We start from the raw sequence: 26,623 nt of genomic DNA on the forward strand, positions 1-26,623 counted from the left end.
TGTCGGTGTCGAGCCCAAATCTGGCGATCGACTCTGATCTGTAGGAGCAAGGCTTGCCCGCGATGAGGCCGGCACATCAAACGCAAATCTCAAACCGGCAAACTGGTGGTCGACTTGATCTCCGACAACGCCACAATCGAATTCACCTCCTGAATCCCCGGCACCAACGACAGCTTCTCGAAAAAGAATCGCTCGTACGCCTCGATGTCCGCTGCAACGATCCGCAGCATGAAGTCCACCACCCCCATCAGCACATAACATTCCAGCACTTCGGGAAAGCCGCGAATCGCTTCGGTAAATTCAGTGAAATTGGAACGCCCGTGGGCGTTGAGTTTGACCTGGGCGAAGATCTGCGTGTTCAGGCCGATTTTCTTGCGGTCGAGCAAAGTCACCTGACCACGGATGATCCCCTCTTCTTTCATCCGCTGAATGCGCCGCCAGCAGGGCGACTGTGAAAGTCCCACCTGTTCGGCAATCTGCGCACTGGAAAGCGAAGCGTCCTCCTGCAGCAGCGCCAGGATCCTGCGATCGTAACTGTCCAGCTCGCTCTGCATAAAAAAACCTTCTACTGATTAGTTTTTGAATTGATTTATTCGAATCAAGCTCAATTACGCTCATCTTAGATAAGAAATACCCGCCACCGAATGTAAATATTTCTCCAGTGATTTTGGAGAACAATCATGCCGCACCTGGAAGCCGTGAATACCTCGCCCACCCGCGCCGATGTCTGGAATGCCAGCAACGCGCACTGTCGCGTTCGTTATCAATTGCTGGCCGATGCCGAACCCGACCTGCTGTGTCGCGCGCTCAACCTGTTCGCCTTGCAGTGCCTGACACCGGAGCAAGTGAACGTGCAAAGGCAGGCCGACACCCTCTGCATCGAGGTGGTGATCGACGGATTGAGCTGGCATCGCGCCCAAGTGATTGCGGAAAAATTGCGCAATCTGATCAGCGTCCTCTCGGTCGATCTGCAAACCGCAGACGCCGCCTGGGTTGAAGCGGCTCAGGCTGCCGGCTGAAAAATATCGATATGGCTTCGTCGGGTAGTGGCCCAACGGTCTGTGACGCCACGACTATCCTTTGCGCACTTGTGTTCAAAAGGAGCCCGCATGTCCGTTCAACTCGCCTTTCAGGACCGCTGGCTGGATCTCAATGACGTACTGCGTGAACTGGTCGCCCAGGGCTACATCAGCCAGGACTCGGCCGAACACGCGCTCAATGCCCGTCGCCGTCACGCCAACCATGGCCAGATGCATCCCCTGGAGTTCATCGCCAGCCAACAACTGGACGACCTCAGCCGCCCCGGCAAACACCACGACCTGGAAAACCTGACCCTTTGGCTGTCCCAGCAGGCGGGCCAGCCTTACCTGCGCATCGACCCGCTGAAAATCAACGTCGCGGCCGTCATGCCGCTGATGTCCTACGCCTTCGCGCAACGTCACAAGATTCTCGCGGTATCGATCGACCGCGACGCCGTGACCGTGGCCAGCGCCCAGCCCTATGTCAGCAGTTGGGAAGCCGACCTGACCCACGTGCTGAAGTTGCCGATCAAGCGCGTGGTGGCCAATCCGGTGGACATCCAGCGCTTCAGCGTTGAGTTTTTCCGCCTGGCCAAATCGGTTACCGGCGCCAGCAACGGCGAGCAGCCAATCAACACCTTGGGTAATTTCGAACAATTGCTCAACCTGGGCGCCAGCGACCAGGAGCCGGACGCCAATGACGCGCACATCGTCAACATCGTCGACTGGCTGTTCCAGTACGCCTTTCAACAGCGCGCCAGCGATATCCACATCGAACCCCGGCGCGAACAGGGCACGGTGCGCTTTCGCATCGACGGCGTGCTGCACAACGTCTATCAATTCCCGCCGCAGGTGAGCATGGCCATCGTCAGCCGCCTGAAAACCCTGGGGCGGATGAACGTCGCGGAAAAACGCAAACCCCAGGACGGCCGGGTCAAGACCAAGACACCGGACGGCGGTGAAGTGGAGTTGCGGCTGTCGACCTTGCCCACGGCCTTCGGCGAAAAAATGGTCATGCGGATTTTCGACCCCGAGGTGCTGCTCAAGGATTTCGACCAGCTCGGGTTTTCCAACGACGACCTGCGCCGCTGGCAGGACATGACCCGCCAACCCAACGGCATCATCCTGGTCACCGGGCCGACCGGTTCCGGCAAGACCACCACGCTGTACACCACACTGAAAAAACTGGCGACGCCGGAGGTCAACCTCTGCACCATCGAAGACCCGATCGAAATGGTCGAGCCGGCGTTCAACCAGATGCAGGTCCAGCACAACATCGACCTGACCTTCGCCTCCGGGGTGCGCGCGCTGATGCGGCAAGACCCGGACATCATCATGATCGGCGAGATCCGCGACCTGGAAACCGCCGAGATGGCGATCCAGGCCGCCCTCACCGGCCATCTGGTGCTGTCGACACTGCATACCAACGACGCGCCAAGCGCCATCAGCCGCCTGCTGGAACTGGGCGTGCCGCATTACCTGATCAAGGCCACGGTCCTTGGCGTCATGGCCCAGCGACTGGTGCGTACCTTGTGCCCGCACTGCAAGGCCCCGCAAACCCTGGGCGAAGAAGACTGGCAAAGCCTGACCCGACCCTGGCAGGCACCGCTGCCCACCAACGCGCAACGGGCCATCGGTTGCCTGGAGTGTCGCGACACCGGCTACCACGGCCGCGCCGGGGTGTACGAAATCATGCAATTGACCGATGGCGTGAAGGCCCTGATCAATCCCGACACCGATCTGCTGGCGGTGAGGCGCCAGGCGTTCAAGGAGGGCATGCGCAGCCTGCGACTGTCCGGCGCGCAAAAAGTGGCGGCCGGTTTGACCACGGTCGAAGAGGTGCTGCGGGTGACGCCGCAGAGCGAGCAGAAGTAGGCGCGGCCTGAGGGAACTCGGTCAGGGGCAGGCAATCCAAGGGCGTAGATCAAACAGTGGAGTCACCCATCATGCGTTTCAAACTTGCTGTCGCCACCATCGCCCTCTTGTCCCTGCCAGTCGGCTCGGCGATGGCTGACAGCTTCTGGCGTAACGTCATTTCCTCCGGTGCAACCACCGGTTCGACCTACCTGACGTTCAAGGACCACAAGCTGATCATCGCCGCCCAGGACGATGCCAGCAGCTTCGTCGCCAGCGATGGCGGCATCCGCGGCCCGTACCTGGAAGCGGCGATGCAGAAAGTCCGCGCCGACAACCCGGGTCTGCAGGCTTCGGACATGGAATTGGCGAATGCGATTCTGGCGAAGAATGCCTTGGCTTCGGAATAAGCCTTTTGGCTGAACGAAAATGCCGCTCACATGAGCGGCATTTTTTATTGCCTCACTAAATCCCCTGTGGGAGCGAGCCTGCTCGCGAAGGCGGTTTAACATTCAACAGATTTGTTGACTGAACTGCCGCTTTCGCGAGCAGGCTCGCTCCCACAGTTGTTTTGTGCCGCCTGGAAGATCAGCGGTACTCATCCAGCGGTACACAGGCGCAAAACAGATTCCGGTCCCCGTACACATTGTCCACCCGATTCACCGCCGGCCAATACTTGTGGGCCCTGGTGTGTGCATCCGGCGTAACGGCCTGTTCGACGCTGTAAGGCCGCTCCCAGACCCCGGTGATATCGGCCAAGGTGTGCGGCGCGCGCTTGAGCGGGTTGTCCTCGGCGGGCCAGTTGCCGTTTTGCACTTCGGTGATTTCCGCGCGGATGCTCAGCATCGCGCCGATGAAGCGGTCCAATTCCGCCTTCGACTCACTTTCGGTCGGTTCGACCATCAACGTTCCAGGCACAGGGAACGACATGGTCGGCGCATGGAAGCCATAGTCCATCAGCCGCTTGGCCACGTCCTCCTCGGTGATACCGGTCGCTGCCTTGAGCGGCCGCAAATCGAGAATGCATTCGTGAGCCACCCGCTCGTTGCGCCCGGTGTAGAGCACCGGGAAGGCGCCGGACAAATGCCGCGCCAGGTAATTCGCCGCGAGGATGGCCACTTCGCTGGCATCCGCCAGTTGCGGGCCCATCATGGCGATGTACATCCAACTGATCGGCAGGATGCTCGCGCTGCCCCAGGGCGCGGCGCTGACGGCACCGTTCTGCGCCAATGGTCCCTCGATCGGTACCACCGGGTGATTGGCCACGAACGGCGCCAGGTGCGCGCGCACGCCAATCGGCCCCATGCCCGGCCCGCCACCGCCATGGGGAATGCAGAAGGTTTTGTGCAGGTTCATGTGGGACACATCGGCGCCAATGTCCGCCGGCCGCGCCAGCCCGACCTGAGCATTGAGGTTGGCGCCGTCCATGTACACCTGGCCGCCATGGCTGTGGATAACCTCGCAGATCTCGCTGATGCCTTCTTCATACACACCGTGGGTCGACGGATAGGTCGCCATCAGGCAGGCGAGCTTGTCGCCCGCTTGCGCGGCCTTGTCTTTGAGGTCATCGAGGTCGACGTTACCGGCCTCGTCGCATTCGACGATCACCACGCGCATCCCGGCCATCTGCGCCGATGCCGGGTTGGTGCCGTGGGCCGAGGATGGAATCAGGCAGATATCCCGCCCGCCCTGATGACGACTCTCGTGGTATTTGCGGATTGCCAGCAACCCCGCGTACTCACCCTGGGCACCGGAGTTGGGCTGCATGCAGATCGCGTCGAAACCGGTGATCGCGCAGAGCCAGCGCTCCAGTTCTTCGATCATCAACGAGTAGCCGACCGCCTGCTCTTTCGGCGCGAACGGATGCAGGTTGGCAAATTGCGGCCAGGTGATCGGGATCATCTCGCTGGTGGCGTTGAGCTTCATGGTGCAGGAGCCCAGCGGGATCATTGATTGATTGAGCGCCAGGTCCTTGTTTTCCAGCTGCTTGAGGTAGCGCAACATTTCGGTTTCGCTGTGATGGGCGCTGAACACCGGATGCCGCAGATAGGGCGAGGTTCGCACCAGCGCAGAGGGGATGCCTCCGGCCAGGGTTTCAGCGTCCAGTTCCTCGACGATCAGCCCATGATCGGCACCGAGGAATACATCGAACAGCCGCGCCACCGTGGTTTCGTCGCAGGTTTCATCAAGACTCAGGCCCAACCGCCCGCGCCCCAGAATGCGCAGGTTGATCTGTGCGGCCTGGGCGCTGTCGATGATCGCGGTCTGGGTGCCGCCGACCTCCAGGGTCAGGGTGTCGAAGAAATGCTGGTTCAGGCGCTTGATGCCCTTGCGCTCAAGACCCGCGGCGAGGATGCACGTCAGCCGGTGCACCCGCTGGGCAATGCGCTTGAGGCCTTCCGGCCCGTGGTACACCGCATAGCAACTGGCGATATTGGCCAGCAGCACTTGCGCGGTACAGATGTTGGAGTTGGCCTTTTCCCGGCGAATGTGTTGCTCGCGGGTTTGCAGGGCCATGCGCAGGGCCACGTTGCCACGGGCATCTTTCGACACACCGATGATCCTGCCGGGGATCGCTCGCTTGAACTCTTCGCGGCTGGCGAAGAATGCCGCGTGCGGCCCGCCGTAGCCCATCGGCACACCAAACCGCTGGGAAGAACCGAACACCACGTCGGCACCCAATTCCCCCGGCGGGGTCAACAGCAGCAGGCTCAAAAGGTCAGCAGCAACACACGCCAGCGCCTGCTGGGCATGCAGGTGATCAATCAGGGGACGCAGGTCGCGGATCTCGCCGTGGGTGTCGGGGTACTGCAGCAGCGCGCCGAACACCTGATGCTGTTTCAAGTTATCCACAGCGTCGATGATCAGCTCGAAACCGAAACCCTCGGCACGGGTCTGCACCACGGAAATGGTTTGCGGAAGGCAGTTTTCATCGACGAAGAACAGATTGCTTTTCGACTTCGCGACCCGCTTGGCCAGGGCCATGGCTTCGGCCGCCGCCGTGGCTTCGTCCAGCAGCGAGGCGTTGGCCAGTTCCAGGCCCGTGAGGTCGATGGTCAATTGCTGGAAATTCAGCAGGGCTTCGAGTCGACCCTGGGCGATTTCCGGTTGATAGGGTGTGTAAGCGGTGTACCAGCCGGGGTTTTCCAGGACATTACGCAGGATCACGGCCGGTGTGAGCGTACCGTGATAGCCCATGCCGATCAGGCTGGTCCAGATCTGGTTCTGCTCGGCATAGCCGCGCAACTTCGCCAGTGCGGCTACTTCGTCGAGTGCCGGCGGCAGGTCGAGCGCGCGGTTCAGGCGAATGCCCGGGGGCACCGTCTGTTCGATCAGTTCGACCCGGCTGCCCAGCCCCAGGCTGTCGAGCATCGCCTGCTGCTCGGCGGCATCCGGTCCGAGGTGACGGCGAAGAAAGGCATTGGGGTCGCGTAACTGGCTCAGGGACGGCAACTGGGACATGACGGGCTCTCTCTTGTCTGGCGCTCTGCGTCGATGTGGCACGGTCAATCCAGCATAGCAGCCGGTATTCGCGTCGATGACGTGGCGCGGCCGGACAATCCGGATCATCATGTGCGGCGCTTACCTATTGTCCGATGATCAGGTATCAACATTTATGAGCCAGTTGCCTTTCCTGCCCTTCTCCAAACCCACCATCGATGAAGCCACCATTGCGGCGGTCGGCGACGTATTGCGTTCAGGCTGGATTACCAGCGGCCCCAAGGTTCAGGCCTTTGAAGCGCAACTCTCGGAGTATTTTGGCGGACGCCCGGTGCGCACGTTCAACTCCGGCACCTGCACCATGGAAATCGCCCTGCGCATTGCCGGCATCGGCCCGGGGGACGAAGTGATCACCACGCCGATTTCCTGGGTGGCCACCGCCAACGTCATTCTGGAAGTCGGCGCCACGCCCGTGTTTGCCGACATCGACCCGGTGACCCGAAACATCGATCTGGACCGACTGGAAGCGGCGATTACCCCGCGCACCAAGGCCATCATCCCGGTGTATCTCGCCGGATTGCCCGTGGACATGACGCGGTTGTACGCCCTGGCGCAAAAACACGGCCTGCGGATCATCGAAGATGCGGCCCAGGCACTGGGTTCCAGCTGGAACGGCCAGCGCATTGGCTCGACCGGCGACTTCGTGTCCTTCAGTTTCCAGGCGAACAAAAACGTCACCTCTTCCGAGGGCGGTTGCCTGGTGCTCAATACACCCGAAGAAGTGCGATTGGCAGAGAAATACCGGCTGCAGGGCGTTACCCGCAGCGGCTTCGACGGCCTGGATGTCGACGTGCTGGGTGGCAAATTCAACATGACCGATGTCGCCGCGGCCATTGGCCTGGGGCAATTTGCCCACATCGAAGCGATCACCGCTCATCGCCGTGACCTGGCCCGGCACTACTTCGCCTGCTTTGGCGAGGACTTTGAGGCGCAGTACGGCGCTCAGCTGCCGCCAGCTGACTTCGAGAACAGCAACTGGCACTTGTTCCAGCTGGTATTGCCGGAGCGTACGGATGGCAAACCGGCGCGGGCGACCTTCATGGAGCAGATGCAGGCATTGGGTGTCGGGATCGGCTATCACTACCCGCCGATTCATCTGTTGAGCCTTTACCGCGAGCGCGGGTTCAAGGAGGGGATGTTCCCGGTCGCCGAGCGGGTCGGACGGCTGATTGTCTCGTTGCCGATGTTCACGGCGATGAGCAAGGCGGATGTCGAGCGTTCGGTGGCGGCCGTGAAGGCGGTTTTGCGCGACGCCTGAGCCAGCAATGAAAAAGCCCCGAAGGATCGGGGCTTTGGAGTGTCGCTCAACGATTACTCGCCGATGGCAGCCTTGTAACCGGCCGCATCCAGCAGCTTGTCCAGCTCAGCGGTGTTGCTTGGCTTGAGCTTGAAGATCCAGGCGCCGTAAGGCTCGGAGTTCAGCAACTCAGGCGATGCGCTCAGTTCTTCGTTGATCGCGATCACTTCACCGGAAACCGGGGAATAGATGTCGGATGCCGCTTTAACCGACTCCACCACACCGGATTGATCACCGGCCGCGAAGACTTTTCCTACTTCGGTCAACTCGACGAACACCACATCGCCCAGCGCTTCCTGTGCGTGATCGCTGATGCCCACGGTAACGGTGCCGTCGGCTTCCAGGCGTGCCCATTCGTGACTTTCGGCAAAACGCAGGTCGGCAGGGATATCGCTCATGTTCTGTGTCCTCAGGAAAATGGTCGGCGGACAAGGCCCGCCAGAAAGATTAGATCAGGGTTTTGCCATGGCGGACGAAGGTCGGTTTGACCACTCGGACCGGGTACCACTTGCCACGGATTTCCACTTCCGCGCGGTCGGCAGTTGCCATCGGCACGCGCGCCAGCGCAATCGACTTGCTAAGCGTAGGAGAGAAACTACCACTGGTGATCTCCCCTTCGCCAACATCAGCGATACGGACCACTTGATGAGCACGCAAAACCCCGCGCTCCTCAAGGACCAGACCGACCAGTTTGTGCTGTACGCCACCGCTCTGTTCGGCTTCCAGCGCGGTGCGCCCGATGAACTGGCGAGTGGCGGGCTCCCAGGCGATGCTCCAGGCCATGTTGGAGACCAGCGGTGACACCTGCAGCTCGATGTCCTGGCCGTACAGGTTCATGCCGGCCTCAACCCGCAGGGTATCCCGCGCGCCAAGGCCGATCGGGGAAATGCCCGCGCCCACCAGATCGTTGAAGAATCCCGGCGCCTGATCGGCCGGTAGGATGATTTCCAGGCCGTCTTCCCCGGTATAACCGGTGCGTGCGAAGAACCAGTCGCCGTCAGGCAGGCCTTCGAAGGGCTTGAGCAGCTGGATCAGATTGCCCCGGCACTGATTGACCAGTTCGGCGACTTTCTGTCGGGCGTGGGGGCCTTGAATGGCCAGCATCGCCAGCTCGGAGCGTTCGTTGAGCCGCACATCGAAGCCGGCGAGATGGGCCTGCATCCACGCCATGTCCTGATCGCGGGTGGAGGCGTTGACCACCAGACGATAACCCTCGTCCAGGCGGTAGACGATCATGTCGTCGACGATGCCGCCCTGCTCGTTGAGCATGGTGCTGTACAAGGCGCGGCCGGGGCTGTGCAGGCGCTCGACGTCATTGGCCAGCAGGTGCTGCAGCCAGGCCTTGGCCTGGGGGCCATCGACGTCGATCACGGTCATGTGGGATACATCGAAAACACCGCAGTCGCGGCGCACCGCATGGTGTTCCTCGACCTGCGATCCGTAGTGCAGGGGCATATCCCAACCGCCAAAATCGACCATCTTCGCGCCGAGGGCGAGATGAAGGTCATACAGAGGCGTACGCTGTCCCATGGGTTTCTCCTTCCGGGCGTGGCGAAGGTGCGGGCGAGAAATCTATCGAGTAAAAGCCTTGAGTCAAAAGGCTTGCAGCCGATTTCTACTACTTTTTCTGTCAGACGGACCGCACCGAATGCCGCGCATTGTAGCCGCAAGGTGTAGGACTGGCACCTAGCTGTTTTGATGTGCTGAACGTCGGATCAATCCGATGACCGGTAACAGCCCGACCAGGACCAGGGTCAGTGCCGGCAAAGAGGCCCTCGCCCACTCTCCCTCACTGGTCATTTCGAAGATCCGCACCGCCAGCGTATCCCAGCCAAACGGGCGCATCAGGAGGGTCGCGGGCATTTCCTTGAGCACGTCGACAAACACCAGCAACGCGGCGCTCAACGAGCCCGGCAGCAACAGCGGAAGATACACTTTGAAAAACAGTCGCGGCCCACTGACACCCAGGCTACGTGCCGCTTCGGGCAAAGAAGGCCGTATACGCGCCAGACTGCTTTCCAGCGGCCCGTATGCCACGGCGACAAAGCGCACCAGATAAGCCAGTAGCAACGCCGAAAGACTGCCCAGGAGCAATGGCTTACCGGCACCACCGAACCAGCCGGAAAGCGGAATCACCAGTTCGCGATCCAGATAACTGAACGCGAGCATGATCGACACCGCCAGCACCGAACCGGGCAAGGCGTAACCAAGATTCGCCAGACTGACTCCGGCACGGATTCCCGGGGTCGGCGCCAGTCGCCGGGCGAATGCCAGAATGAGGGCGACACTGACGGTGATCAACGCCGCCATCGCGCCAAGATAGAGCGTGTGAACGATCAGGCCGGTGTATCGCTCATCCAGGTCGAAGCGCCCGCGCTGCCAGAACCACGCCAGCAATTGCAGCATTGGAATGACGAAAGCACAGGCGAACACCAGACCGCACCAGGTCGTGGCCAGCAACGCCTTGATGCCCCGCAGGTGATAGAGCGCCTTGACCCGAGGACGCTCGTTACTCGCCCGATTGGCACCCCGGGCGCGACGCTCGCCGTACAGCACCAGCATCACCACCAACAGCAACAGGCTAGCCAGTTGCGCGGCGGTGGAGAGGCTGAAGAAGCCGTACCAGGTCTTGTAGATCGCCGTGGTGAAGGTGTCGAAGTTGAACACCGATACCGCACCGAAATCCGCCAGGGTCTCCATCAACGCCAACGCCACGCCAGCGCCAATGGCGGGCCGCGCCATCGGCATCGCCACCCGCCAGAACGCTTGCCAGGGTGACTGCCCCAGCACCCGCGCCGCTTCCATCAGGCCCTTGCCCTGGGCCAGGAAAGCGGTGCGCGCCAACAGGTAAACGTAGGGATAGAACACCAGCACCAGAACCAGGATCACCCCGCCCGTGGAGCGCACTCGCGGCAGGCGCAGGCCAGTGCCGAACCATTCGCGCAGCAGGGTTTGCACGGGGCCGGCAAAATCCAGCAGGCCGACGAAAACGAAGGCCAGCACATAGGCAGGAATCGCGAAGGGCAACATCAGCGCCCAGTCCAGCCAGCGCCGGCCGGGAAATTCGCAGAGACTGGTGAGCCACGCCAGGCTGACCCCGAGAACCGTCACGCCGACGCCGACGCCGAGCACCAGCGTCAGGGTGTTGCCCAGCAGGCGCGGCATCTGCGTCTCCCACAGGTGGGACCAGATCTGTTGGTCGATCGATTGCCAGGACAGCAGCAGGACACTCAGGGGCAGCAGGACCAGCGCAGCGATGGCGAAGACCAGGGGATACCAGCGGCGTTGGGCGGGGTGGGCCAAGGACGAACTCTCTAACGGATGGGAGAAGCCCTTGTAGGAGCGAGCATGCTCGCGAAAAACGTCAACGATAACGCGGGGTGCCTGACGGCCAGCGGTGTCGTGTCGTTCATCGCGAGCATGCTCGCTCCTACAGGGTCAGTGGTGCGTTCACAAAAACAAAACGCCCCGCACAGGCGGGGCGAAGCATATCGGGAGACTCAGTTCCAGCCAGCCCGATCCATCATGCGAATCGCCTCCGCCTGGCGCTTGCCGGCGACTTCAACGGGCAGGGTGTCGGCGATGAACTCGCCCCAGGCGGCGACTTCGGCGGAGGGTTTCACGGTCGGGTTGGCAGGGAATTCCTGGTTGACGTCAGCGAAGATCTTTTGCGCCTCGGGCGTGGTCATCCACTCGATCAGGGCCTTGGCCGCTTCCGGATGCGGGGCGTGCTTGGTCAGGCCGATGCCCGACAGGTTCACGTGCACGCCACGATCGGCCTGGTTCGGCCAGAACAGCTTCACCGGCAGGTCAGGTTTCTGCTGGTGCAGGCGACCGTAGTAGTAGGTGTTGACGATGCCGACATCGCACTGACCGGCATTGATCGCTTCCAGTACCGCAACGTCATCGGAGAATACGTCGGTGGACAGGTTGCTGACCCAGCCCTTGAGGATCTTCTCGGTTTTCTCGGCACCGTGGGTTTCGATCATGGTGGCGGTCAGGGACTGGTTGTAGACCTTCTTGGCCGTGCGCAGGCACAGGCGACCTTCCCAGTTCTTGTCCGCCAGCGCTTCGTAGGTGGTCAGTTCGCCCGGCTTCACCCGGGCGGTGGAATAGGCGATGGTCCGCGCCCGCAGGCTGAGGCCGGTCCAGGCGTGGGAAGCGGCGCGGTATTGCAGCGGGATGTTGGCGTCGATGGTTTTCGAGGTGAACGGCTGGAGGATGCCCATTTGTTCGGCTTGCCAGAGGTTGCCGGCATCAACCGTGAGCAGCAGGTCGGCGCTGGCGTTCTCGCCCTCGGCCTTGATCCGCTGCATCAGCGGTGCTTCCTTGTCGGTGATGAACTTCACCTTCACGCCAGTCTTGGCGGTATACGCATCGAAGACCGGCTTGATCAGCTCGTCGATTCGCGAGGAGTAGACCACCACCTCGTCGGCGGCCTGGGCGGTGGTGCTGCCGATCAGGGTCAGGGCGAGTGCGGTCAGTAGACGCTTCGGTGCCAACATGGGAGCGGTCTCTCGATTGAAAAATGAGGCCAAATGATAAGGACTCACATTTACCATCTCAATCGAACAGTTCGCGGAGGAGTTACCAGATGTTGCATGGTTTGAACGTGTGGTGGATGTGCCGACGCCATCGCGAGCAGGCTCGCTCCCACAGTTGTAAATATTCCAATGTGGGAGCGAGCCTGCTCGCGAAGAGGGCATCTGCCTCAATGAAAATCTCAGGCCTTGGCCAACGCCGGCAAATCCCCGGTCAACCCAAGCGCCTCGCGCACGAACAACGCCTTGGCTTCGGGTAGCCGGTCGACCAGCTTCAGTCCGGTATTGCGCAACCAGCGCACGGCCAGTGGATCAGCCTGGAACAGGCGCTCGAATCCTTCCATGGCCGCCATCAGCGCCAGGTTATGCGGCATGCGACGACGCTCGTAGCGGCTGAGCACCTTCACATCCGCCAGGCGTTCGCCGCGGGTGGCGGCTTGCAGCAGCACTTCGGCCAGCACCGCAGCGTCGAGGAAACCCAGGTTCACACCCTGCCCGGCCAACGGGTGGATGGTGTGCGCCGCATCGCCGATCAGCGCCAGGCCTTCGGCCACGTAGCGCTTCGCGTGGCGCTGGCGTAGCGGCACACACAGACGCGGGTCGGCGTTGAGCACACTGCCCAGTTGACCTTCGAAAGCCCGCTCCAGTGCCTTGCAGAACCCCTCTTCATCCAGCGCCATCAGCTGTTCGGCCTCACCCGGCGTGGTCGACCAGACGATCGAGCACCAATCGTGCTTACCGTCTCGCTCCAGCGGCAGGAACGCCAGCGGACCAGTATCGGTAAAGCGTTGCCATGCGGTCATTTGATGGGGTTTGGAGCAGCGCACGCTGGTGACGATCGCGTGATGCAGGTAATCCCACTCCCGCGTCGCCATGCCGGTCAGGCGCCGGACCGCTGAGTTGGCACCATCGGCCGCGATCACCAGCGGCGCGCGCAGGGTGCGGCCATCGGCCAGGGTCAGCAGCCAGTCGTCGCCGGAGCGGCGCATCTGTTCAAGGCGGGCATTGGCCAGCAACCCGAGGTCGCAGTCGTGCAAACGATCCAGCAAGGCGTCCTGGACCACGCGGTTTTCGACGATGTGGCCCAGCACATCGGCATGCACGCTCGCCGCCGAAAAATGGATTTGCCCAGTGCCGCTGCCGTCCCAGACCTGCATGTCGCTGTATGGGCTGCTGCGCCGGCCGGCGATGCCATCCCAGACACCCAGGCGTTCGAGTATTCGCTGGCTGGCGATGGACAACGCGCTCACCCGCGGCTCGAACGGGGCCTGGGCATCGAAGGGTTTGACGCTCAGGGGGCTGCCGTCCAGCAGCAGGACTTCCAGCCCGCTGTCCTGCAACGCCAGCGCCAGGGCGCTGCCGACCATTCCGGCTCCGACAATCAGCAGATCTGCGCGCATTTCCATGCTTTAAGCCTGTCTCGCTTGCGGCTTGAGCCGCACGTAAAGGGTTTTCCCGACACGCGCCACCAGGTGGCCGGCGCCGTCGTGAATATCGACCTGCAGTTGCGGCAGGTATTTCTGACCATCGGCCGTCTGCCGGCGGATGTCGTCGAGCAAGGTGTCATCGATATTGAAGCGGGCGTACACCGGGCCCTTGCCCGGCGCGATGAAATCGATGTCGGCGGCCTTGTCCCAGACGATGTAGTTACGCCCGAGGTTCTCCATGAGCATCAGCATGAAAAACGGGTCGACCATCGAATACAGGCTGCCGCCGAACTGGGTGCCGACGTAGTTGCGGTTGTACCAGCCCAGCCCCATGCGGACCTGAATGTCGCGAAAGTCATCGCTGATATGCCGCACCCGAACCCCGGCGCCAAAGTACGGCGGGTAAATGTTCGTCATCCAGCGCAGCAGTCTTGCCTTGCCAAACCTGTTGATCAGCCACTTAGACATTGGGACGTGTACCCAGCCCCATGGCCTGTCGGGCGAACCAGCGCTTGGCCGGCGGCAACAGATCAAGGCCCAGCAGGCCGAGATTGCGCCCCAGGGAAACCAATGGCTGCTTGCTGCCGAACAGGCGCGTGACTTGATCGGAGAAGCCGACGGTCAGGTTCTGATCCAGGCGCTGATGCTCGCGATAGGCCTGCAAGGTCGCGAAGTCGCCCAACGGCTGCTCGCTGGCAAGCAACGCATCGGCCAGGGCCTGGGCGTCACGCAGGGACAGGTTGAACCCCTGCCCGGCAATCGGGTGCAGGCTGTGGGCAGCGTTGCCGAGGATCGCCAAGTGCGGTCGAACCTGCTCTTCGGCTTCCACCAGCGACAGCGGGTACAGATGGCGCGCACCGACCTGCTTCAGGCTGCCCAGTCGATAGCCGAATACACCCTGCAACTCGCTGAGGAAGCTGCGTTCGTCGAGTGCAGCCAGGCGTTGCGCATCCATGCCCAGACGGGTCCAGACCAGGGCACAGCGGTTGTCCGGCAATGGCAGCAACGCCATCGGGCCATCGTCGGTGAAACGTTCGAACGCCATGCCGTTGTGGGCTTCGCTCGGGGTGATGTTGGCGATCAGGGCGCTCTGGTTGTACGGGCGTTTTTTGACGCCGATACCCAGTTGCTCGCGCAAGCCCGAGCGGCCGCCATCGGCGAGCACCGCGAGGTCGCAATCGAGGGAGGTTTCGTCGTTGAGCGTCAACCGGTAGCCGTCGGTGAGCGGCTCCATGCGCGTGACTTCCGCCGGGCAATGCCAGTGGATCACGTCCTTGTCCAGGCCTTGCCACAGGCATTGGCCGAGCCAGGCGTTTTCCACCACGTAGCCCAGGGCCGGGACGCCTTCTTCCATCGCCGACAGGCGCGCGGTGGAAAACCGTCCCCGGTCGGAGACGTGAATCTGCTTGATCGGTTCGGCGCGGCGGGAAATCTCCTGCCAGATGCCCAACTTCTGATAGATCTGCCGGGAGCCAAAGGACAGGGCCGTGGAGCGCGCGTCATAGCTGGGCTGATAGCTTTCGCCCGGGGCAAACGGTTCGATCAGCACGATCTTCCAGCCCCGGGCCTTCGCCCCGGCCTGTAATGCCATCGCCAGGCTCGCGCCCACCAGGCCGCCACCGATGATTGCCAGATTGAATCGACTCATGCTGCTTGCGTCCTTGCCTGGGCCATCAGGGCCTCGATTTCGGCAACCGTTTTCGGCACGCCTTTGGTCAGGATTTCACAACCGCTTTTGGTGACCACTACGTCGTCCTCGATGCGCACACCAATGCCGCGCCATTTCTTCGCCACGTTCTGGTTGTTCGCCGCGATATAGATGCCCGGCTCCACGGTCAGCGCCATGCCCACTTCCAGCACCCGCCATTCGCCGCCGACCCGGTATTCACCCACGTCATGCACGTCCATGCCCAGCCAGTGTCCGGCGCGGTGCATGTAAAACGCCTTGTAGGCTTCGCTGGCGATCAACTCATCGACGTCGCCCTGCAACAGACCCAACTCCACCAGTCCACTGGTGATCACTCGGACCGTGGCCTCGTGGGCCTGATTCCAGTGTTTGTTCGGGGCAATCTCGGCAAACGCCGCTTCCTGGGCTTTGAGCACCAGTTCGTAGATCGCCTTCTGTTCCGGGGAAAACTTGCCATTGACCGGCCAGGTGCGGGTGATGTCGCTGGCGTAGCAGTCGATTTCGCAACCGGCATCGATCAATACCAGGTCGCCGTCCTTGAGCACGGCGTCATTCTGCTGGTAGTGCAGGATGCAGCTGTTGCGCCCCGCCGCGACGATAGAGCCATAGGCCGGCATTTTCGCGCCGCCCTTGCGAAATTCGTAATCGAGTTCGGCTTCCAGGCTGAATTCGTACAAACCGGCACGGCTGGCCTGCATCGCACGTACGTGGGCCTGGGCCGAGATCCGCGCAGCCTCGCGCATCACCTTCACTTCTGCCGCCGATTTATACAGGCGCATGTCATGCAGCAGGTGATCCAGGGCAACGAATTCGTTCGGCGGCTGGGCGCCGAGGTTCGCCTTGGAGCGGATCACGTTGATCCATTCCATCAAGTGGCGATCAAACTCCGGATTGCTGCCCATGGCCGAATACACCCGATCCCGGCCCTCGATCAGGCCCGGCAGAATGTCGTCGATATCGGTGATCGGAAACGCGTCGTCGGCACCGAAATCGCGAATCGCACCCTCTTGCCCGGCGCGCAAGCCGTCCCACAACTCGCGCTCGGCGTTGCGTTCGCGACAGAACAGGATGTATTCGCCATGTACACGCCCCGGAATCAGGACCAGCACCGCCTGCGGCTCGGGAAAGCCGCTGAGGTATTGAAAGTCGCTGTCCTGGCGGTAGACGTGTTCGACATCACGATTGCGGATGGCCACCGCGGCGGCGGGCAGGATGGCGATGCTGTTGGGTTCCATCTGCGCCATCAAGGCCTTGCGGCGACGGCCGTATTCCGACTTCGGGATATGAATCATGGGCAGATGGCGTTCCCTGGCGTTGATTAGTGCAGCGACGGTTTGGCAGCCGCCGGCTGGTCCGCTTTCCGGGTTTCGGAGAACAGCAACAGCGGCGCTACACGCAGATACTCCATGACTTCCATATAGTCGCTTTCGCCGTCTTCGGATTCCTCGAGGGCATCCTGTACCTGGGAAATGGCCGCCAGGTCCTGCAAAACCTCGGTGGCTTCGCTGCTCAGCATGCTGCTGTCGCGGCAGTTCAGGCCGAAACCGCTGAGGAAACCCTGGCACCACTCGCCCAGTGCAGCGGCGCGTTCAGCCAGAGGTGCATCGTCGGTTGGCAGCAACAGGACGACGGTGACGTCTTCGCCGGTGAGTTCACCCTTGACCATCTCTTGCAGGCCGATCAGCGCCGCGCGAACGTTGTCCTGCGGTTCGTTTTCCAGCAGCTCGGCGGCATCGACCAGCCAGCTCTCGTGGTCGAATCCGGCACCGGCGCAGCTGCGACCGAGCAGGAGGCCGTGCAATTCGGCGGGCGAAACATTGTGCCCGCTGGAAGTCAGCAGGGTGGCGAAGGCTTGGTACGGAGAATTCTGAATGGGCATGGGCAGCTAGGCGCCAGACGGCGCTATGTCTAGAATGAAGGCCTTGTATCCTACATCGACTACCCCTGTAGGAGCGAGCATGCTCGCGATGAGCCCGATAACGCAGCGGTGTGTCAGAGGCCCAGTGTTATCGTTGGCGACCATCGCGAGCATGCTCGCTCCTACGATGGATTGCCCGCGACCACCCATCAGACGAACAGTGGACACAATGGAAGACACCGACCTGCAAGCGCTGATGGCCAGACTCGAACTGCTGATTACCCGAGTCGAGCAACTTAAGAGCCAAAACGGACTCTTACTGGCACAGGAAAAAACCTGGCGCGAGGAACGCGCTCACCTCATTGAAAAAAACGAAATCGCCCGGCGTAAGGTCGAATCGATGATTTCGCGCCTCAAGGCCCTGGAGCAAGACTCATGAGTTCAAGCAATAGCGTCACCGTGCAGATCCTCGACAAAGAATATTCGATCATCTGCCCGCAGGAAGAGCGCAGTAACCTGGTGAGCGCCGCCCGTTACCTGGACGGCAAGATGCGCGAGATCCGCAGCAGCGGAAAAGTCATCGGCGCCGATCGCATTGCCGTCATGGCCGCGCTGAACATCACCCATGACCTGCTGCACAAGCAGGACAGCCCGGATATCCAGGCCAGTGGCTCGACTCGCGAACAGGTGCGTGACCTGCTCGATCGCGTTGATCTGGTGCTCTCTACCGATCCGGACGTCACCAAAGGCTGATTCGCAGTTACGCATGGGGTATACTCCCATCACTCCCTGGGGTGTTTGCCAGTTGACGACGTCCCTGAGCCGATTTGCTATACCCTGGAAGTTGCACGTTGGGCTGGTGTGCATGTCCGCTAGACGGAAAGCCTTAAAGCCTACTGCGTCTTCCACCTTGAACTCTCGGGTTCAAGGGCTAAGTCGATAGCGGCACATTCGGGGAGCCTGATTCCAAGCCGATGCCGGTTTTATACCGGCATCGGCTTTTTTACGGATAAGCTTTGTGAATCCACACTGCTCAAGTCTGAATCCATGAACGAACCTGCGCTGCTTCCCCGCCCGCAACTTCGACGCATGCTGCGCAAAGCCCGCCGCGCCCTGACCGCCAGTCAGCAACGCGAGGCCGCTCGCGGGCTGTACAAACAATTGGCCCAGCAACCGCTGTTCCGCCGCGCCCGCCACATCTCCCTTTACCTGCCTACCGACGGTGAAATCGATCCGCGCCTGCTGCTGCGTGCCGCCCAGCGTCGGGGCAAAGCCACCTATCTGCCGGTACTCAGCGCGTGGCCACGGACCAAAATGGTGTTCCAGCGTATTCGCCCCGGCGAAAAACTCAAACCCAACCGCTTTCGCATTCTGGAGCCCCGGCACAACCTCGCCCGCCAGCGCAAAGTCTGGGCGCTGGACCTGGTGCTGCTACCGCTGGTGGGATTTGACGATGTCGGCGGACGCCTGGGGATGGGCGGCGGCTTCTATGATCGCAGCCTGGCGTATCTGGCGCGCCGCAATGACTGGCGCAAACCGACGCTACTGGGGCTGGCTCATGAATGTCAGAAGGTGGAACGACTGGCTCAGGCGAGCTGGGATGTGCCGTTGCAGGGAACGGTCACGGACAAGGCGTGGTACTTCGCAGGCTAGACGCCACTTCGGGGCAGCGGCGTCGAAAGGCAGGGATCAGCGCTTGAAGGCGGTCGATTGTTGCTGCAGCGCCGAGACTTCAATCGGTGCATCGACCTTGCTGTTCCACAGGCTCTGGGCATAGCCGGTGGTCACGACGCCGAGGCCGAACAAAATAACCAAAATCCATAGTAAATCCGGTTTGCGTTTCATCGACTGCCCCCCAAAGGCATATCTATACGATGACAGCAGCGGTTTCCATTTACAGGCCGTGCAGCAGCGTCAAGCATTGAAGGCCGGCATTTTGCGACAACGTGAACCTGCACGCAAATGCTGGCGTCAACCGACTGTCGGTTTGTCATAAAATTGCCGGACAACCTCTCCACATACCTCGCAAGGAGCCAAACCATGGCCTATTGGCTGATGAAATCCGAGCCCGACGAGCTCTCGATCAAGGGCCTGGAAAAGCTCGGCAAAGCGCGCTGGGACGGGGTTCGCAACTATCAGGCGCGTAATTTCCTGCGGTCCATGGCGGTGGGGGACGAGTTTTTCTTCTATCACTCCAGTTGCCCGGAGCCGGGGATTGCCGGGATCGGCAAGATCGTCGAAGCCGCCTATCCGGACCCGACCGCGCTGGAGCCTGAAAGCCATTACTTCGATCCAAAGGCAACGCCTGAGAAAAATGCCTGGAGCGCGATCGATGTCGCGCATGTCGAGACGTTTTCCAGAGTGTTGAAGCTGGATTATCTGAAGCAGCAGACGGCGCTGGCGGAGATGCCGTTGGTGCAGAAGGGTTCGCGATTGTCGGTGATGCCTGTTACCCCGGAACAGTGGGCGGCGGTGAAAGCACTTTTGTAGGAGCAAAGCTTGCTCGCGATGGCGATCTCGAGGGCGCTATCGCGAGCAAGCTTTGCTCCTACAGGATCCAGCATTACTGGATGATGAGGTTGTTGAACAACAGATCCTCAACCACCGGCTTGCCGGTTTCGTCATTCATGACCTGCTGGGTTTGCTTCAGCGCTTCCTGACGCAACTTTTCCTTGGCCTCGACGTTGTTCATCGTCTCGGTGGTCTGTTGGGCAAACAACGCCACCAGCTGATTACGGATCAATGGCTCGTTGGCCTTGACCGCCTTGGTCGCTTCATCGCCGGTAACCCGCAACGCCACATCGGCCTTGTACACCTTGAGTTTGGGCGTGCCATCGAGCCCATAGTTGCCCACGAATGGCGGGCTCAGGGTGATGTAATTGACCTTCGGCGCGGCATTCTCCGCCGCTTCTTCGGCCATCGCTGCCACCGGCAGGGACAGGGCCATCATCAACACAATCCACGCTTTCACTATTCGCTCCTCATCCGGTTTGCGGCCTAGCATAACGACCCGCCGCTCAAGCACAAGCTTATGGCTGGCTATCAGGGGCAGGCATGCTCGTTGACCCGTTAACTCACACACCTACACTTATCGGCCATCTCTCCCAAAGGAATAGCCCTGATGAAAGCCGTGCTGTGCAAAGCCTTCGGCCCTGCCGAATCGCTGGAGCTGGAAGACGTCGCCAGTCCTGTCGCGAAGAAGAATGAAATCCTGCTGGACGTGCACGCCGCCGGGGTCAATTTCCCCGACACGCTGATCATCGAGGGCAAGTATCAATTCAAGCCGCCCTTCCCTTTTTCCCCGGGTGGCGAAGCGGCCGGCGTGGTCAGTGCGGTGGGTGAAAAGGTCAGTCACTTGAAAGTCGGTGACCGGGTCATGGCCCTGACGGGTTGGGGCAGCTTTGCCGAACAGGTCGCGGTGCCGGGCTACAACGTTCTACCGATCCCGCCTTCGATGGACTTCAACACCGCCGCCGCCTTCAGCATGACCTATGGCACCTCGATGCACGCCCTCAAGCAGCGCGGCAACCTGCAACCGGGTGAAACCCTGCTGGTGCTCGGCGCTTCCGGTGGTGTCGGCCTCGCTGCCGTGGAAATCGGCAAGGCCATGGGCGCCCGGGTGATAGCCGCCGCCAGCAGCGCGGAAAAGCTGGCCGTGGCCAAGGCCGCCGGTGCCGATGAGCTGATCAACTACAGCGAAACCAGCCTCAAGGACGAAATCAAACGCCTGACCGATGGCCAGGGCGCCGACGTGATCTACGATCCGGTAGGCGGCGACCTGTTCGACCAGGCCGTGCGCGCCATCGCCTGGAACGGTCGCCTGCTGGTGGTCGGTTTCGCCAGCGGCCGCATCCCCGAACTACCAGTGAACCTCGCCCTGCTCAAAGGTGCCGCCGTGGTCGGCGTGTTCTGGGGTTCGTTTGCCCAGCGTCAGCCACAGGACAATGCGGCGAACTTCCAGCAACTGTTCGGCTGGTTTGCCGAAGGCAAGTTGAAGCCACTGGTGTCGCAGGTATATCCGTTAAGCAATGCTGCGCAGGCGATCAATGATCTTGGCCAGCGCAAGGCGGTCGGGAAGGTGGTGGTGCAGGTTCGCTGAGCCAACCAGAGGGTCTGGACTTCGTTCAGCGCGGTCCAGACCCGATTAAAACTAAAGCAACTCGCGAATATCCTTCGGCAAGTTCCGGTATCAGGAAAACCTCCTCCGCCCTGGTTTCCACAGACAACATCATCAGCAAAACCACACACACCAACCCACGCATAACCACTCCCTTCGCCACTGAATAGCCAAACCTGGCAACAGCACAAAAGGCTAAAGATCAATGGCACCGGGCTGAAGATCATGACTTCCGGTAACTGCGCAGGACATTCCCCAAAAATCTGACCTACTCCGCAATGACCAGGCGTTTTACAGAGGCCGCCGGTAACGCTTCCTACGCGGCATTCATTTATGTCTGTACGACATGTTCGTAATGCAACGCTCGTTTTCCAACATTTGCACATTTTCCTCAATGCGAACCGCTGCTATTTTCGGTAACGAAACTGTAATATTCGCTTCCGCAGCCAAAACAAGAAATCTGGAGCTCTTGAATGTTTGCTTTCTTTCGCCCTGCCGCACATCAGGCGCCCCTGCCTGAAGAAAAAATAGACAGTACTTATCGACGCCTGCGCTGGCAGATCTTCGCCGGTATCTTCATCGGGTACGCCGGTTACTACCTGCTACGCAAAAACTTCTCCCTGGCCATGCCCTACCTGATCGAAGAGGGTTACACCCGTGGTGAACTGGGTGTGGCGTTGTCGGCGATCGCCATTGCCTACGGCCTGTCCAAGTTCCTGATGGGCATCGTGTCCGATCGCTCCAACCCGCGCTTCTTCCTGCCGTTCGGCCTGATGGTCTCGGCGGCGGTGATGTTCATTTTCGGATTTGCGCATTGGGCGACGTCCAGCGTGACGATCATGTTCGTCCTGCTGTTCATCAACGGCTGGGCACAGGGCATGGGTTGGCCGCCGAGTGGCCGGACCATGGTGCACTGGTGGTCGCAGAAGGAACGCGGCGGCGTGGTGTCGCTGTGGAACGTGGCGCACAACGTGGGTGGCGGTCTGATCGGCCCCCTGTTCCTGATCGGCATGGGCCTGTTCAACGATTGGCATGCCGCGTTTTATGTGCCGGCGGCGGTGGCCATGGCAGTGGCGATTTTTGCCTTCATCACCATGCGCGACACTCCGCAATCGGTCGGTTTGCCGCCCATTGAGAAGTACAAGAATGACTATCCGGAAGGCTACGACGCCAGCCACGAAAAGGAATTCAGCGCCAAGGAAATCTTCGTCAAGTACGTGCTGCGCAACAAGATGCTCTGGTACATCGCCATGGCCAACGTCTTTGTCTACCTGCTGCGCTATGGCGTGCTGGACTGGGCGCCGACCTATCTGAAGGAAGCGAAGGGCTTCACCGTGGACAAGACCTCCTGGGCCTATTTTTTCTACGAGTGGGCCGGTATTCCGGGCACGCTGCTGTGCGGCTGGATGTCGGACAAGATCTTCCGTGGCAACCGTGGCCTGACCGGCATGGTGTTCATGGCGCTGGTGACCGTGGCGACGCTGGTGTACTGGCTCAATCCGGCCGGTAACCCGACGGTGGACATGATCGCGCTGATCTCCATCGGCTTCCTGATCTACGGCCCGGTGATGCTGATCGGCCTGCAGGCGCTGGAACTGGCCCCAAAGAAAGCCGCCGGCACTGCTGCGGGTTTCACCGGCCTGTTCGGTTATCTGGGTGGTTCGGTCGCGGCCAGTGCAGCGATGGGCTACACCGTGGACCATTTCGGCTGGGACGGTGGTTTCGTGCTGTTGATCGGCGCCTGCCTGCTGGCGATGGCCTTCCTTGCGCCAACCCTGTGGCACAAGCAAGCGGCCAGTCAGACCCGCGAAGCGCTCGCCTGATCAATCTTTGATTTGCAACGCTTGAGCCGCGCCTCCAGATTGCGGTCTGGCATGGCGTGGCTGCGCAGGGCCTGGGCGGTCTGCTCGACATAGTCGCGCGTGGTGCCGTAGCGTCCGCAAGCGTTTTCAAACACGTGGCTCAAGACGTGATCCGGCAGGTTGCCCGCATAGCTGGGCAGATGCCGCTCCAGAACGAATCCCAACGCCTGAACCTGGTTGCCGTCTTCGAGACGGCAGTTGAGCCAGTGCGGGCGATAGGATGGAAACGGCATCTCGCGCTTCCATAACGCATACAACGAAGCGTCCAGTTGTTCTTCCGGCAAGCGATAGGCGAAACCGCTGCAAGAGCCGCCACGATCCAAACCGAACACCAGCCCGGGCATTTCCGGCGTGCCGCGATGCTCGTGGGACCACAGGTACAAACCGCGATGATAGCCGTGCACCCGCCCGCGAACGCGCTCAACCGCCGTGCATTCGGGGCGCCAGATCAGCGACCCATACGCGAACAGCCACACCGGCCCACCCTTGTGACGAGCCATGGTCGATTGCATCGAGCTAATTAATTGTTCGTGCGTGAGCTGCGGCCCCAGATCGAGGCGCGGAGGGTAAGCCAGGTTCAGAAATGAAGATTCGATGGCGCTCATGGCGAATAGCGTTCAGCTCCCCGCGAGTAAACAGTTACTAAATAGAACGCACCGCCGAAACAATAAGGCACATATGTTTTCAAGTAATTTAAGTGCCTTGGCGCGGTTCTTAATTAATTACTTGAACGAGTTATAACTTACCGAGATTTACGAGTTTTTATAAATACCGATGGGCTATATAGAGGGTTATAAACCTCGCGATGGTCTTCAACGATTACGCGGGCAGTCAGGCTGCCCGCGGTGTTCTTGAGTCCATCGCGAGCAGGCTCGCTCCTACAGGTGAGGGGATTGCCGTCAGGATCGGGGGGCGTAGGCAAAGACGTCGGCGCGCATCTGGTGGGCATCCATCCCCGCCTCGACCAGCGCATCCAACGTGCCGTAGACCATCGCCGGCGAACCGCTGGCGTAGACGTGCAAGGCCTTGAGATCGGGGAAGTCTTCGCACACCGCTTCGTGCAACATGCCGCAACGCCCCTGCCAGCCGCACTGATCACTGACGACTTTGTGCAGAAACAGATTCGGCAGTTTCAGCCATTCATCCCAGTGTTCGACTTCGTAAAAGTCTTCCGGACGACGCACGCCCCAATACAGGTGCACCGGATGCTTGAAACCGGTCGCGCGGCAATGTTCGATCAGGCCATGAACCTGGCCCATGCCGGTGCCTGCGGCGATCAGCACCAACGGACCGTCGGGCAATTCGGCCAGGTGCGTATCACCGAATGGCATGTCGATGCGCACCATCGAATCACGCTGCAATTGCTTGATCAGATTCAATGCGCTGGCTTCACGCGCCAGCACATGGATTTCCAGATCCCGCCCGGCCGAAGGTGCCGAAGCCAGGGAAAAGGATGATTTGTCGCCGTTGTCCCGATGAATCATCAGGTACTGGCCAGCGTGATAACGAGGTGGCTTGCCCGCCGGTGCCCGCAGGCGAACGCGCCAGGTATCGCCACCGACCTCGGTGCAACTGGTGACCTGACACGACAGGGTGCGCACCGGCAATTCTCCCAGCGCGAGCACGCCATCCCACAGCACGATGCAGTCTTCCAGCGGCTCTGCTATGCAAGTGTAGAACTCGCCATGGTCACGCACGAGGCCGGCTTGCTCGACCCGACCTTCCACCAGCAGCGCGGCGCACACATGGCAGTTGCCGTTGCGACAGCTTTGCGGGCATTCATAGCCCAGGCGGCGTGCGCCATCAAGAATCCGCTCGCCGGGCTGAATCTCCAGCACTGCTCCGGAGGGCTGCAAGGTTACACGCATCAATCTATTCCTAACTGATTCCAGATGGCATCGATCCGCTGGGTCACGGCATCGTCCTTGACGATCACCCGGCCCCACTCACGCGTGGTTTCGCCTGGCCATTTATGGGTGGCGTCCAGGCCCATCTTCGAGCCCAAGCCGGACACCGGCGAGGCGAAGTCCAGGTAGTCGATCGGCGTGTTTTCGATCATCACCGTGTCGCGCTTGGGGTCCATGCGCGTGGTGATGGCCCAGATCACGTCGTTCCAGTCCCGCGCGTTGATATCGTCGTCGGTGACGATAACGAACTTGGTGTACATGAACTGTCGCAAAAACGACCAGACTCCGAGCATTACCCGCTTGGCGTGCCCTGGATACGACTTCTTCATCGTCACCACAGCCATGCGGTACGAGCAGCCTTCCGGCGGCAGGTAGAAGTCGGTGATTTCCGGGAATTGCTTCTGCAGGATCGGCACGAACACTTCGTTGAGCGCCACGCCGAGAATCGCCGGCTCATCCGGCGGACGGCCGGTGTAGGTGCTGTGATAGATCGGCTTGGTGCGGTGCGTGATACGCTCGACCGTGAACACCGGAAAGCTGTCGACTTCGTTGTAGTAACCGGTGTGGTCGCCATACGGACCTTCATCGGCCATCTCGCCCGGATGGATCACGCCTTCGAGGATGATTTCGGCGGTGGCCGGCACCTGCAGGTCATTGCCGCGGCATTTCACCAGTTCGGTGCGGTTGCCACGCAGCAGGCCGGCGAAGGCGTACTCGGATAGGCTGTCCGGCACCGGAGTCACGGCGCCGAGGATGGTCGCAGGGTCGGCGCCCAGTGCCACGGAGACCGGGAACGGCTGGCCGGGATGCTTCTCGCACCACTCGCGATAATCCAGCGCGCCGCCACGGTGGCTCAGCCAGCGCATGATGACCTTGTTGCGGCCAATCACCTGCTGACGGTAGATGCCGAGGTTCTGCCGGTCCTTGTTCGGACCTTTGGTGACGGTCAGGCCCCAGGTGATCAACGGGGCGACATCGCCCGGCCAGCAGGTCTGCACCGGCAACTTGGAGAGGTCGACGTCGTCACCTTCGATGACCACTTCCTGGCAGATCGCATCTTTGACGACCTTGGGCGCCATCGAGATGATCTTGCGGAAGATCGGCAGCTTGGACCACGCATCCTTCAAACCCTTCGGCGGCTCGGGCTCCTTGAGGAACGCCAGCAGCTTGCCGATTTCGCGCAGTTCGCTGACCGCTTCGGCGCCCATGCCCAGCGCAACGCGCTCGGGGGTGCCGAACAGGTTGCCCAGTACGGGAATGTCGAAACCGGTCGGTTTCTCGAAAAGCAGGGCCGGGCCCTTGGCGCGCAAGGTGCGGTCGCAGACCTCGGTCATTTCGAGCACTGGGGACACCGGAACCTGGATGCGCTTGAGTTCACCGCGCTGTTCCAGCCCGCTGATAAAGTCGCGCAAGTCGCGATACTGCATGCGTGAGCCTCGTGTTGGCCGTGGCGTTCGGGGGCAGGCAGTTTAGCGCCGAAGCTGGCGCTTCAGAACCACGAACTGCCTGTTGATCAAAAATCAGATAGCAAAAAGCCGGGTTTCCCCGGCTTT

At 61.0% G+C, this 26,623-nt stretch carries 26 protein-coding genes and 1 other RNA gene; 11 read left to right on the top strand and 16 right to left on the bottom strand.

Annotated features, from left to right (window positions below; genetic code table 11):
• Window positions 1–89 precede the first annotated feature (89 nt).
• Window positions 90–554: an Lrp/AsnC family transcriptional regulator gene (locus tag DKY63_RS18710; RefSeq protein WP_110965438.1), complete on the bottom strand. Its 465-nt coding sequence runs from the start codon at window positions 552–554 to the stop codon at window positions 90–92.
• Window positions 555–680: 126 nt separating this feature from the next.
• Here DKY63_RS18710 and DKY63_RS18715 point away from each other — a divergent pair, with 126 nt between their 5' ends.
• The 3 genes from DKY63_RS18715 (at window position 681) to DKY63_RS18725 (ending at window position 3,283) form a co-directional block, all read left to right on the top strand.
• Window positions 681–1,019, top strand: coding sequence for a hypothetical protein (locus tag DKY63_RS18715; protein ID WP_110965439.1), 339 nt, complete (start codon window positions 681–683; stop codon window positions 1,017–1,019).
• Window positions 1,020–1,109: 90 nt separating this feature from the next.
• A complete protein-coding gene (locus DKY63_RS18720) occupies window positions 1,110–2,894 on the top strand; it encodes a GspE/PulE family protein (protein ID WP_110965440.1) in 1,785 nt (594 codons plus the stop codon).
• A gap of 71 nt (window positions 2,895–2,965) precedes the next feature.
• On the top strand, window positions 2,966–3,283 hold the full coding sequence (locus DKY63_RS18725) for a DUF2388 domain-containing protein (RefSeq protein ID WP_110965441.1): 318 nt from the start codon (window positions 2,966–2,968) through the stop codon (window positions 3,281–3,283).
• 178 nt (window positions 3,284–3,461) lie between these two features.
• Here the strand turns inward: DKY63_RS18725 and gcvP are convergent, their stop codons facing one another.
• Window positions 3,462–6,335: an aminomethyl-transferring glycine dehydrogenase gene (gcvP, locus tag DKY63_RS18730; RefSeq protein ID WP_110965442.1), complete on the bottom strand. Its 2,874-nt coding sequence runs from the start codon at window positions 6,333–6,335 to the stop codon at window positions 3,462–3,464.
• 154 nt (window positions 6,336–6,489) lie between these two features.
• Here gcvP and DKY63_RS18735 point away from each other — a divergent pair, with 154 nt between their 5' ends.
• Complete coding sequence (locus tag DKY63_RS18735) at window positions 6,490–7,632, top strand: DegT/DnrJ/EryC1/StrS family aminotransferase (protein WP_110965443.1); 1,143 nt, start codon at window positions 6,490–6,492, stop codon at window positions 7,630–7,632.
• A 53-nt stretch (window positions 7,633–7,685) separates the two neighbouring features.
• Here the strand turns inward: DKY63_RS18735 and gcvH are convergent, their stop codons facing one another.
• The 9 genes from gcvH to DKY63_RS18780 form a co-directional block, all read right to left on the bottom strand.
• Window positions 7,686–8,069 carry a glycine cleavage system protein GcvH gene (gcvH, locus tag DKY63_RS18740; RefSeq protein WP_110965444.1) on the bottom strand — a complete coding sequence of 128 codons (384 nt, stop codon included), beginning with the start codon at window positions 8,067–8,069 and terminating at the stop codon, window positions 7,686–7,688.
• Window positions 8,070–8,118: 49 nt separating this feature from the next.
• Window positions 8,119–9,201 (bottom strand): glycine cleavage system aminomethyltransferase GcvT, encoded by a 1,083-nt coding sequence (gene gcvT / locus DKY63_RS18745; protein ID WP_110965445.1) that lies wholly within the window; start codon window positions 9,199–9,201, stop codon window positions 8,119–8,121.
• 156 nt (window positions 9,202–9,357) lie between these two features.
• Window positions 9,358–10,974: an ABC transporter permease gene (locus DKY63_RS18750; RefSeq protein WP_110965446.1), complete on the bottom strand. Its 1,617-nt coding sequence runs from the start codon at window positions 10,972–10,974 to the stop codon at window positions 9,358–9,360.
• 197 nt (window positions 10,975–11,171) lie between these two features.
• The gene (locus tag DKY63_RS18755; protein ID WP_110965447.1) at window positions 11,172–12,176 is read right to left on the bottom strand and encodes an extracellular solute-binding protein; all 1,005 of its coding nucleotides are present in this window, start codon (window positions 12,174–12,176) and stop codon (window positions 11,172–11,174) included.
• A 218-nt stretch (window positions 12,177–12,394) separates the two neighbouring features.
• Window positions 12,395–13,612: a 2-octaprenyl-3-methyl-6-methoxy-1,4-benzoquinol hydroxylase gene (locus DKY63_RS18760; RefSeq protein WP_204354362.1), complete on the bottom strand. Its 1,218-nt coding sequence runs from the start codon at window positions 13,610–13,612 to the stop codon at window positions 12,395–12,397.
• Window positions 13,613–13,621: 9 nt separating this feature from the next.
• Window positions 13,622–14,107 (bottom strand): DUF4442 domain-containing protein, encoded by a 486-nt coding sequence (locus DKY63_RS18765; protein ID WP_110965449.1) that lies wholly within the window; start codon window positions 14,105–14,107, stop codon window positions 13,622–13,624.
• Window positions 14,100–15,287 (bottom strand): 2-octaprenyl-6-methoxyphenyl hydroxylase, encoded by a 1,188-nt coding sequence (ubiH, locus tag DKY63_RS18770; RefSeq protein ID WP_110965450.1) that lies wholly within the window; start codon window positions 15,285–15,287, stop codon window positions 14,100–14,102. The genes DKY63_RS18765 and ubiH overlap by 8 nt, the downstream gene beginning before the upstream one ends.
• Entirely contained in the window at window positions 15,284–16,618 is a 1,335-nt protein-coding gene (gene pepP, locus DKY63_RS18775) for a Xaa-Pro aminopeptidase (RefSeq protein ID WP_110965451.1), read from the bottom strand. Before pepP ends, ubiH begins: the two co-directional genes overlap by 4 nt.
• A gap of 26 nt (window positions 16,619–16,644) precedes the next feature.
• Window positions 16,645–17,205 (bottom strand): YecA family protein, encoded by a 561-nt coding sequence (locus tag DKY63_RS18780; RefSeq protein ID WP_110965452.1) that lies wholly within the window; start codon window positions 17,203–17,205, stop codon window positions 16,645–16,647.
• A gap of 208 nt (window positions 17,206–17,413) precedes the next feature.
• Between DKY63_RS18780 and DKY63_RS18785 the strand changes: the two genes are divergently transcribed.
• The 4 genes from DKY63_RS18785 (at window position 17,414) to DKY63_RS18800 (ending at window position 18,837) form a co-directional block, all read left to right on the top strand.
• Window positions 17,414–17,623 (top strand): TIGR02449 family protein, encoded by a 210-nt coding sequence (locus DKY63_RS18785; protein WP_007982902.1) that lies wholly within the window; start codon window positions 17,414–17,416, stop codon window positions 17,621–17,623.
• Window positions 17,620–17,937, top strand: coding sequence for a cell division protein ZapA (locus tag DKY63_RS18790; RefSeq protein ID WP_110965453.1), 318 nt, complete (start codon window positions 17,620–17,622; stop codon window positions 17,935–17,937). The genes DKY63_RS18785 and DKY63_RS18790 overlap by 4 nt, the downstream gene beginning before the upstream one ends.
• Before the next feature lie 30 nt (window positions 17,938–17,967).
• Window positions 17,968–18,146: non-coding RNA, 6S RNA (ssrS, locus tag DKY63_RS18795), on the top strand.
• An 85-nt stretch (window positions 18,147–18,231) separates the two neighbouring features.
• Window positions 18,232–18,837 (top strand): 5-formyltetrahydrofolate cyclo-ligase, encoded by a 606-nt coding sequence (locus DKY63_RS18800; protein WP_110965454.1) that lies wholly within the window; start codon window positions 18,232–18,234, stop codon window positions 18,835–18,837.
• Window positions 18,838–18,873: 36 nt separating this feature from the next.
• Here DKY63_RS18800 and DKY63_RS32400 read toward each other — a convergent pair whose 3' ends face one another.
• Window positions 18,874–19,029 (bottom strand): hypothetical protein, encoded by a 156-nt coding sequence (locus DKY63_RS32400; protein ID WP_204354247.1) that lies wholly within the window; start codon window positions 19,027–19,029, stop codon window positions 18,874–18,876.
• A 195-nt stretch (window positions 19,030–19,224) separates the two neighbouring features.
• Here DKY63_RS32400 and DKY63_RS18805 point away from each other — a divergent pair, with 195 nt between their 5' ends.
• Entirely contained in the window at window positions 19,225–19,674 is a 450-nt protein-coding gene (locus tag DKY63_RS18805) for an EVE domain-containing protein (RefSeq protein ID WP_110965455.1), read from the top strand.
• A gap of 73 nt (window positions 19,675–19,747) precedes the next feature.
• On the opposite strand, the gene DKY63_RS18810 is transcribed toward DKY63_RS18805, so the two are convergent.
• Window positions 19,748–20,155, bottom strand: a complete 408-nt coding sequence (locus tag DKY63_RS18810; protein ID WP_110965456.1) for a flagellar basal body-associated protein FliL — start codon at window positions 20,153–20,155, stop codon at window positions 19,748–19,750.
• A 150-nt stretch (window positions 20,156–20,305) separates the two neighbouring features.
• On the opposite strand from DKY63_RS18810, the gene DKY63_RS18815 reads away from it, so the two are divergent.
• On the top strand, window positions 20,306–21,283 hold the full coding sequence (locus DKY63_RS18815; protein ID WP_110965457.1) for an NADPH:quinone oxidoreductase family protein: 978 nt from the start codon (window positions 20,306–20,308) through the stop codon (window positions 21,281–21,283).
• A 491-nt stretch (window positions 21,284–21,774) separates the two neighbouring features.
• The gene (gene glpT / locus DKY63_RS18820; RefSeq protein ID WP_110965458.1) at window positions 21,775–23,124 is read left to right on the top strand and encodes a glycerol-3-phosphate transporter; all 1,350 of its coding nucleotides are present in this window, start codon (window positions 21,775–21,777) and stop codon (window positions 23,122–23,124) included.
• On the opposite strand, the gene DKY63_RS18825 is transcribed toward glpT, so the two are convergent.
• From DKY63_RS18825 to ubiD, 3 genes are all read right to left on the bottom strand, one after another.
• Window positions 23,100–23,768, bottom strand: coding sequence for a gamma-glutamylcyclotransferase (locus tag DKY63_RS18825; protein ID WP_110965459.1), 669 nt, complete (start codon window positions 23,766–23,768; stop codon window positions 23,100–23,102). The two genes, glpT and DKY63_RS18825, sit on opposite strands and share 25 nt — an antisense overlap.
• A 294-nt stretch (window positions 23,769–24,062) precedes the next feature.
• Complete coding sequence (locus DKY63_RS18830; protein WP_110965460.1) at window positions 24,063–25,031, bottom strand: CDP-6-deoxy-delta-3,4-glucoseen reductase; 969 nt, start codon at window positions 25,029–25,031, stop codon at window positions 24,063–24,065.
• On the bottom strand, window positions 25,031–26,497 hold the full coding sequence (gene ubiD / locus DKY63_RS18835) for a 4-hydroxy-3-polyprenylbenzoate decarboxylase (protein WP_110965461.1): 1,467 nt from the start codon (window positions 26,495–26,497) through the stop codon (window positions 25,031–25,033). Before ubiD ends, DKY63_RS18830 begins: the two co-directional genes overlap by 1 nt.
• Window positions 26,498–26,623 lie beyond the last annotated feature (126 nt).

Origin of the sequence: Pseudomonas putida (genome assembly GCF_003228315.1) — a bacterium.
GTDB lineage: Bacteria > Pseudomonadota > Gammaproteobacteria > Pseudomonadales > Pseudomonadaceae > Aquipseudomonas > Aquipseudomonas putida_S.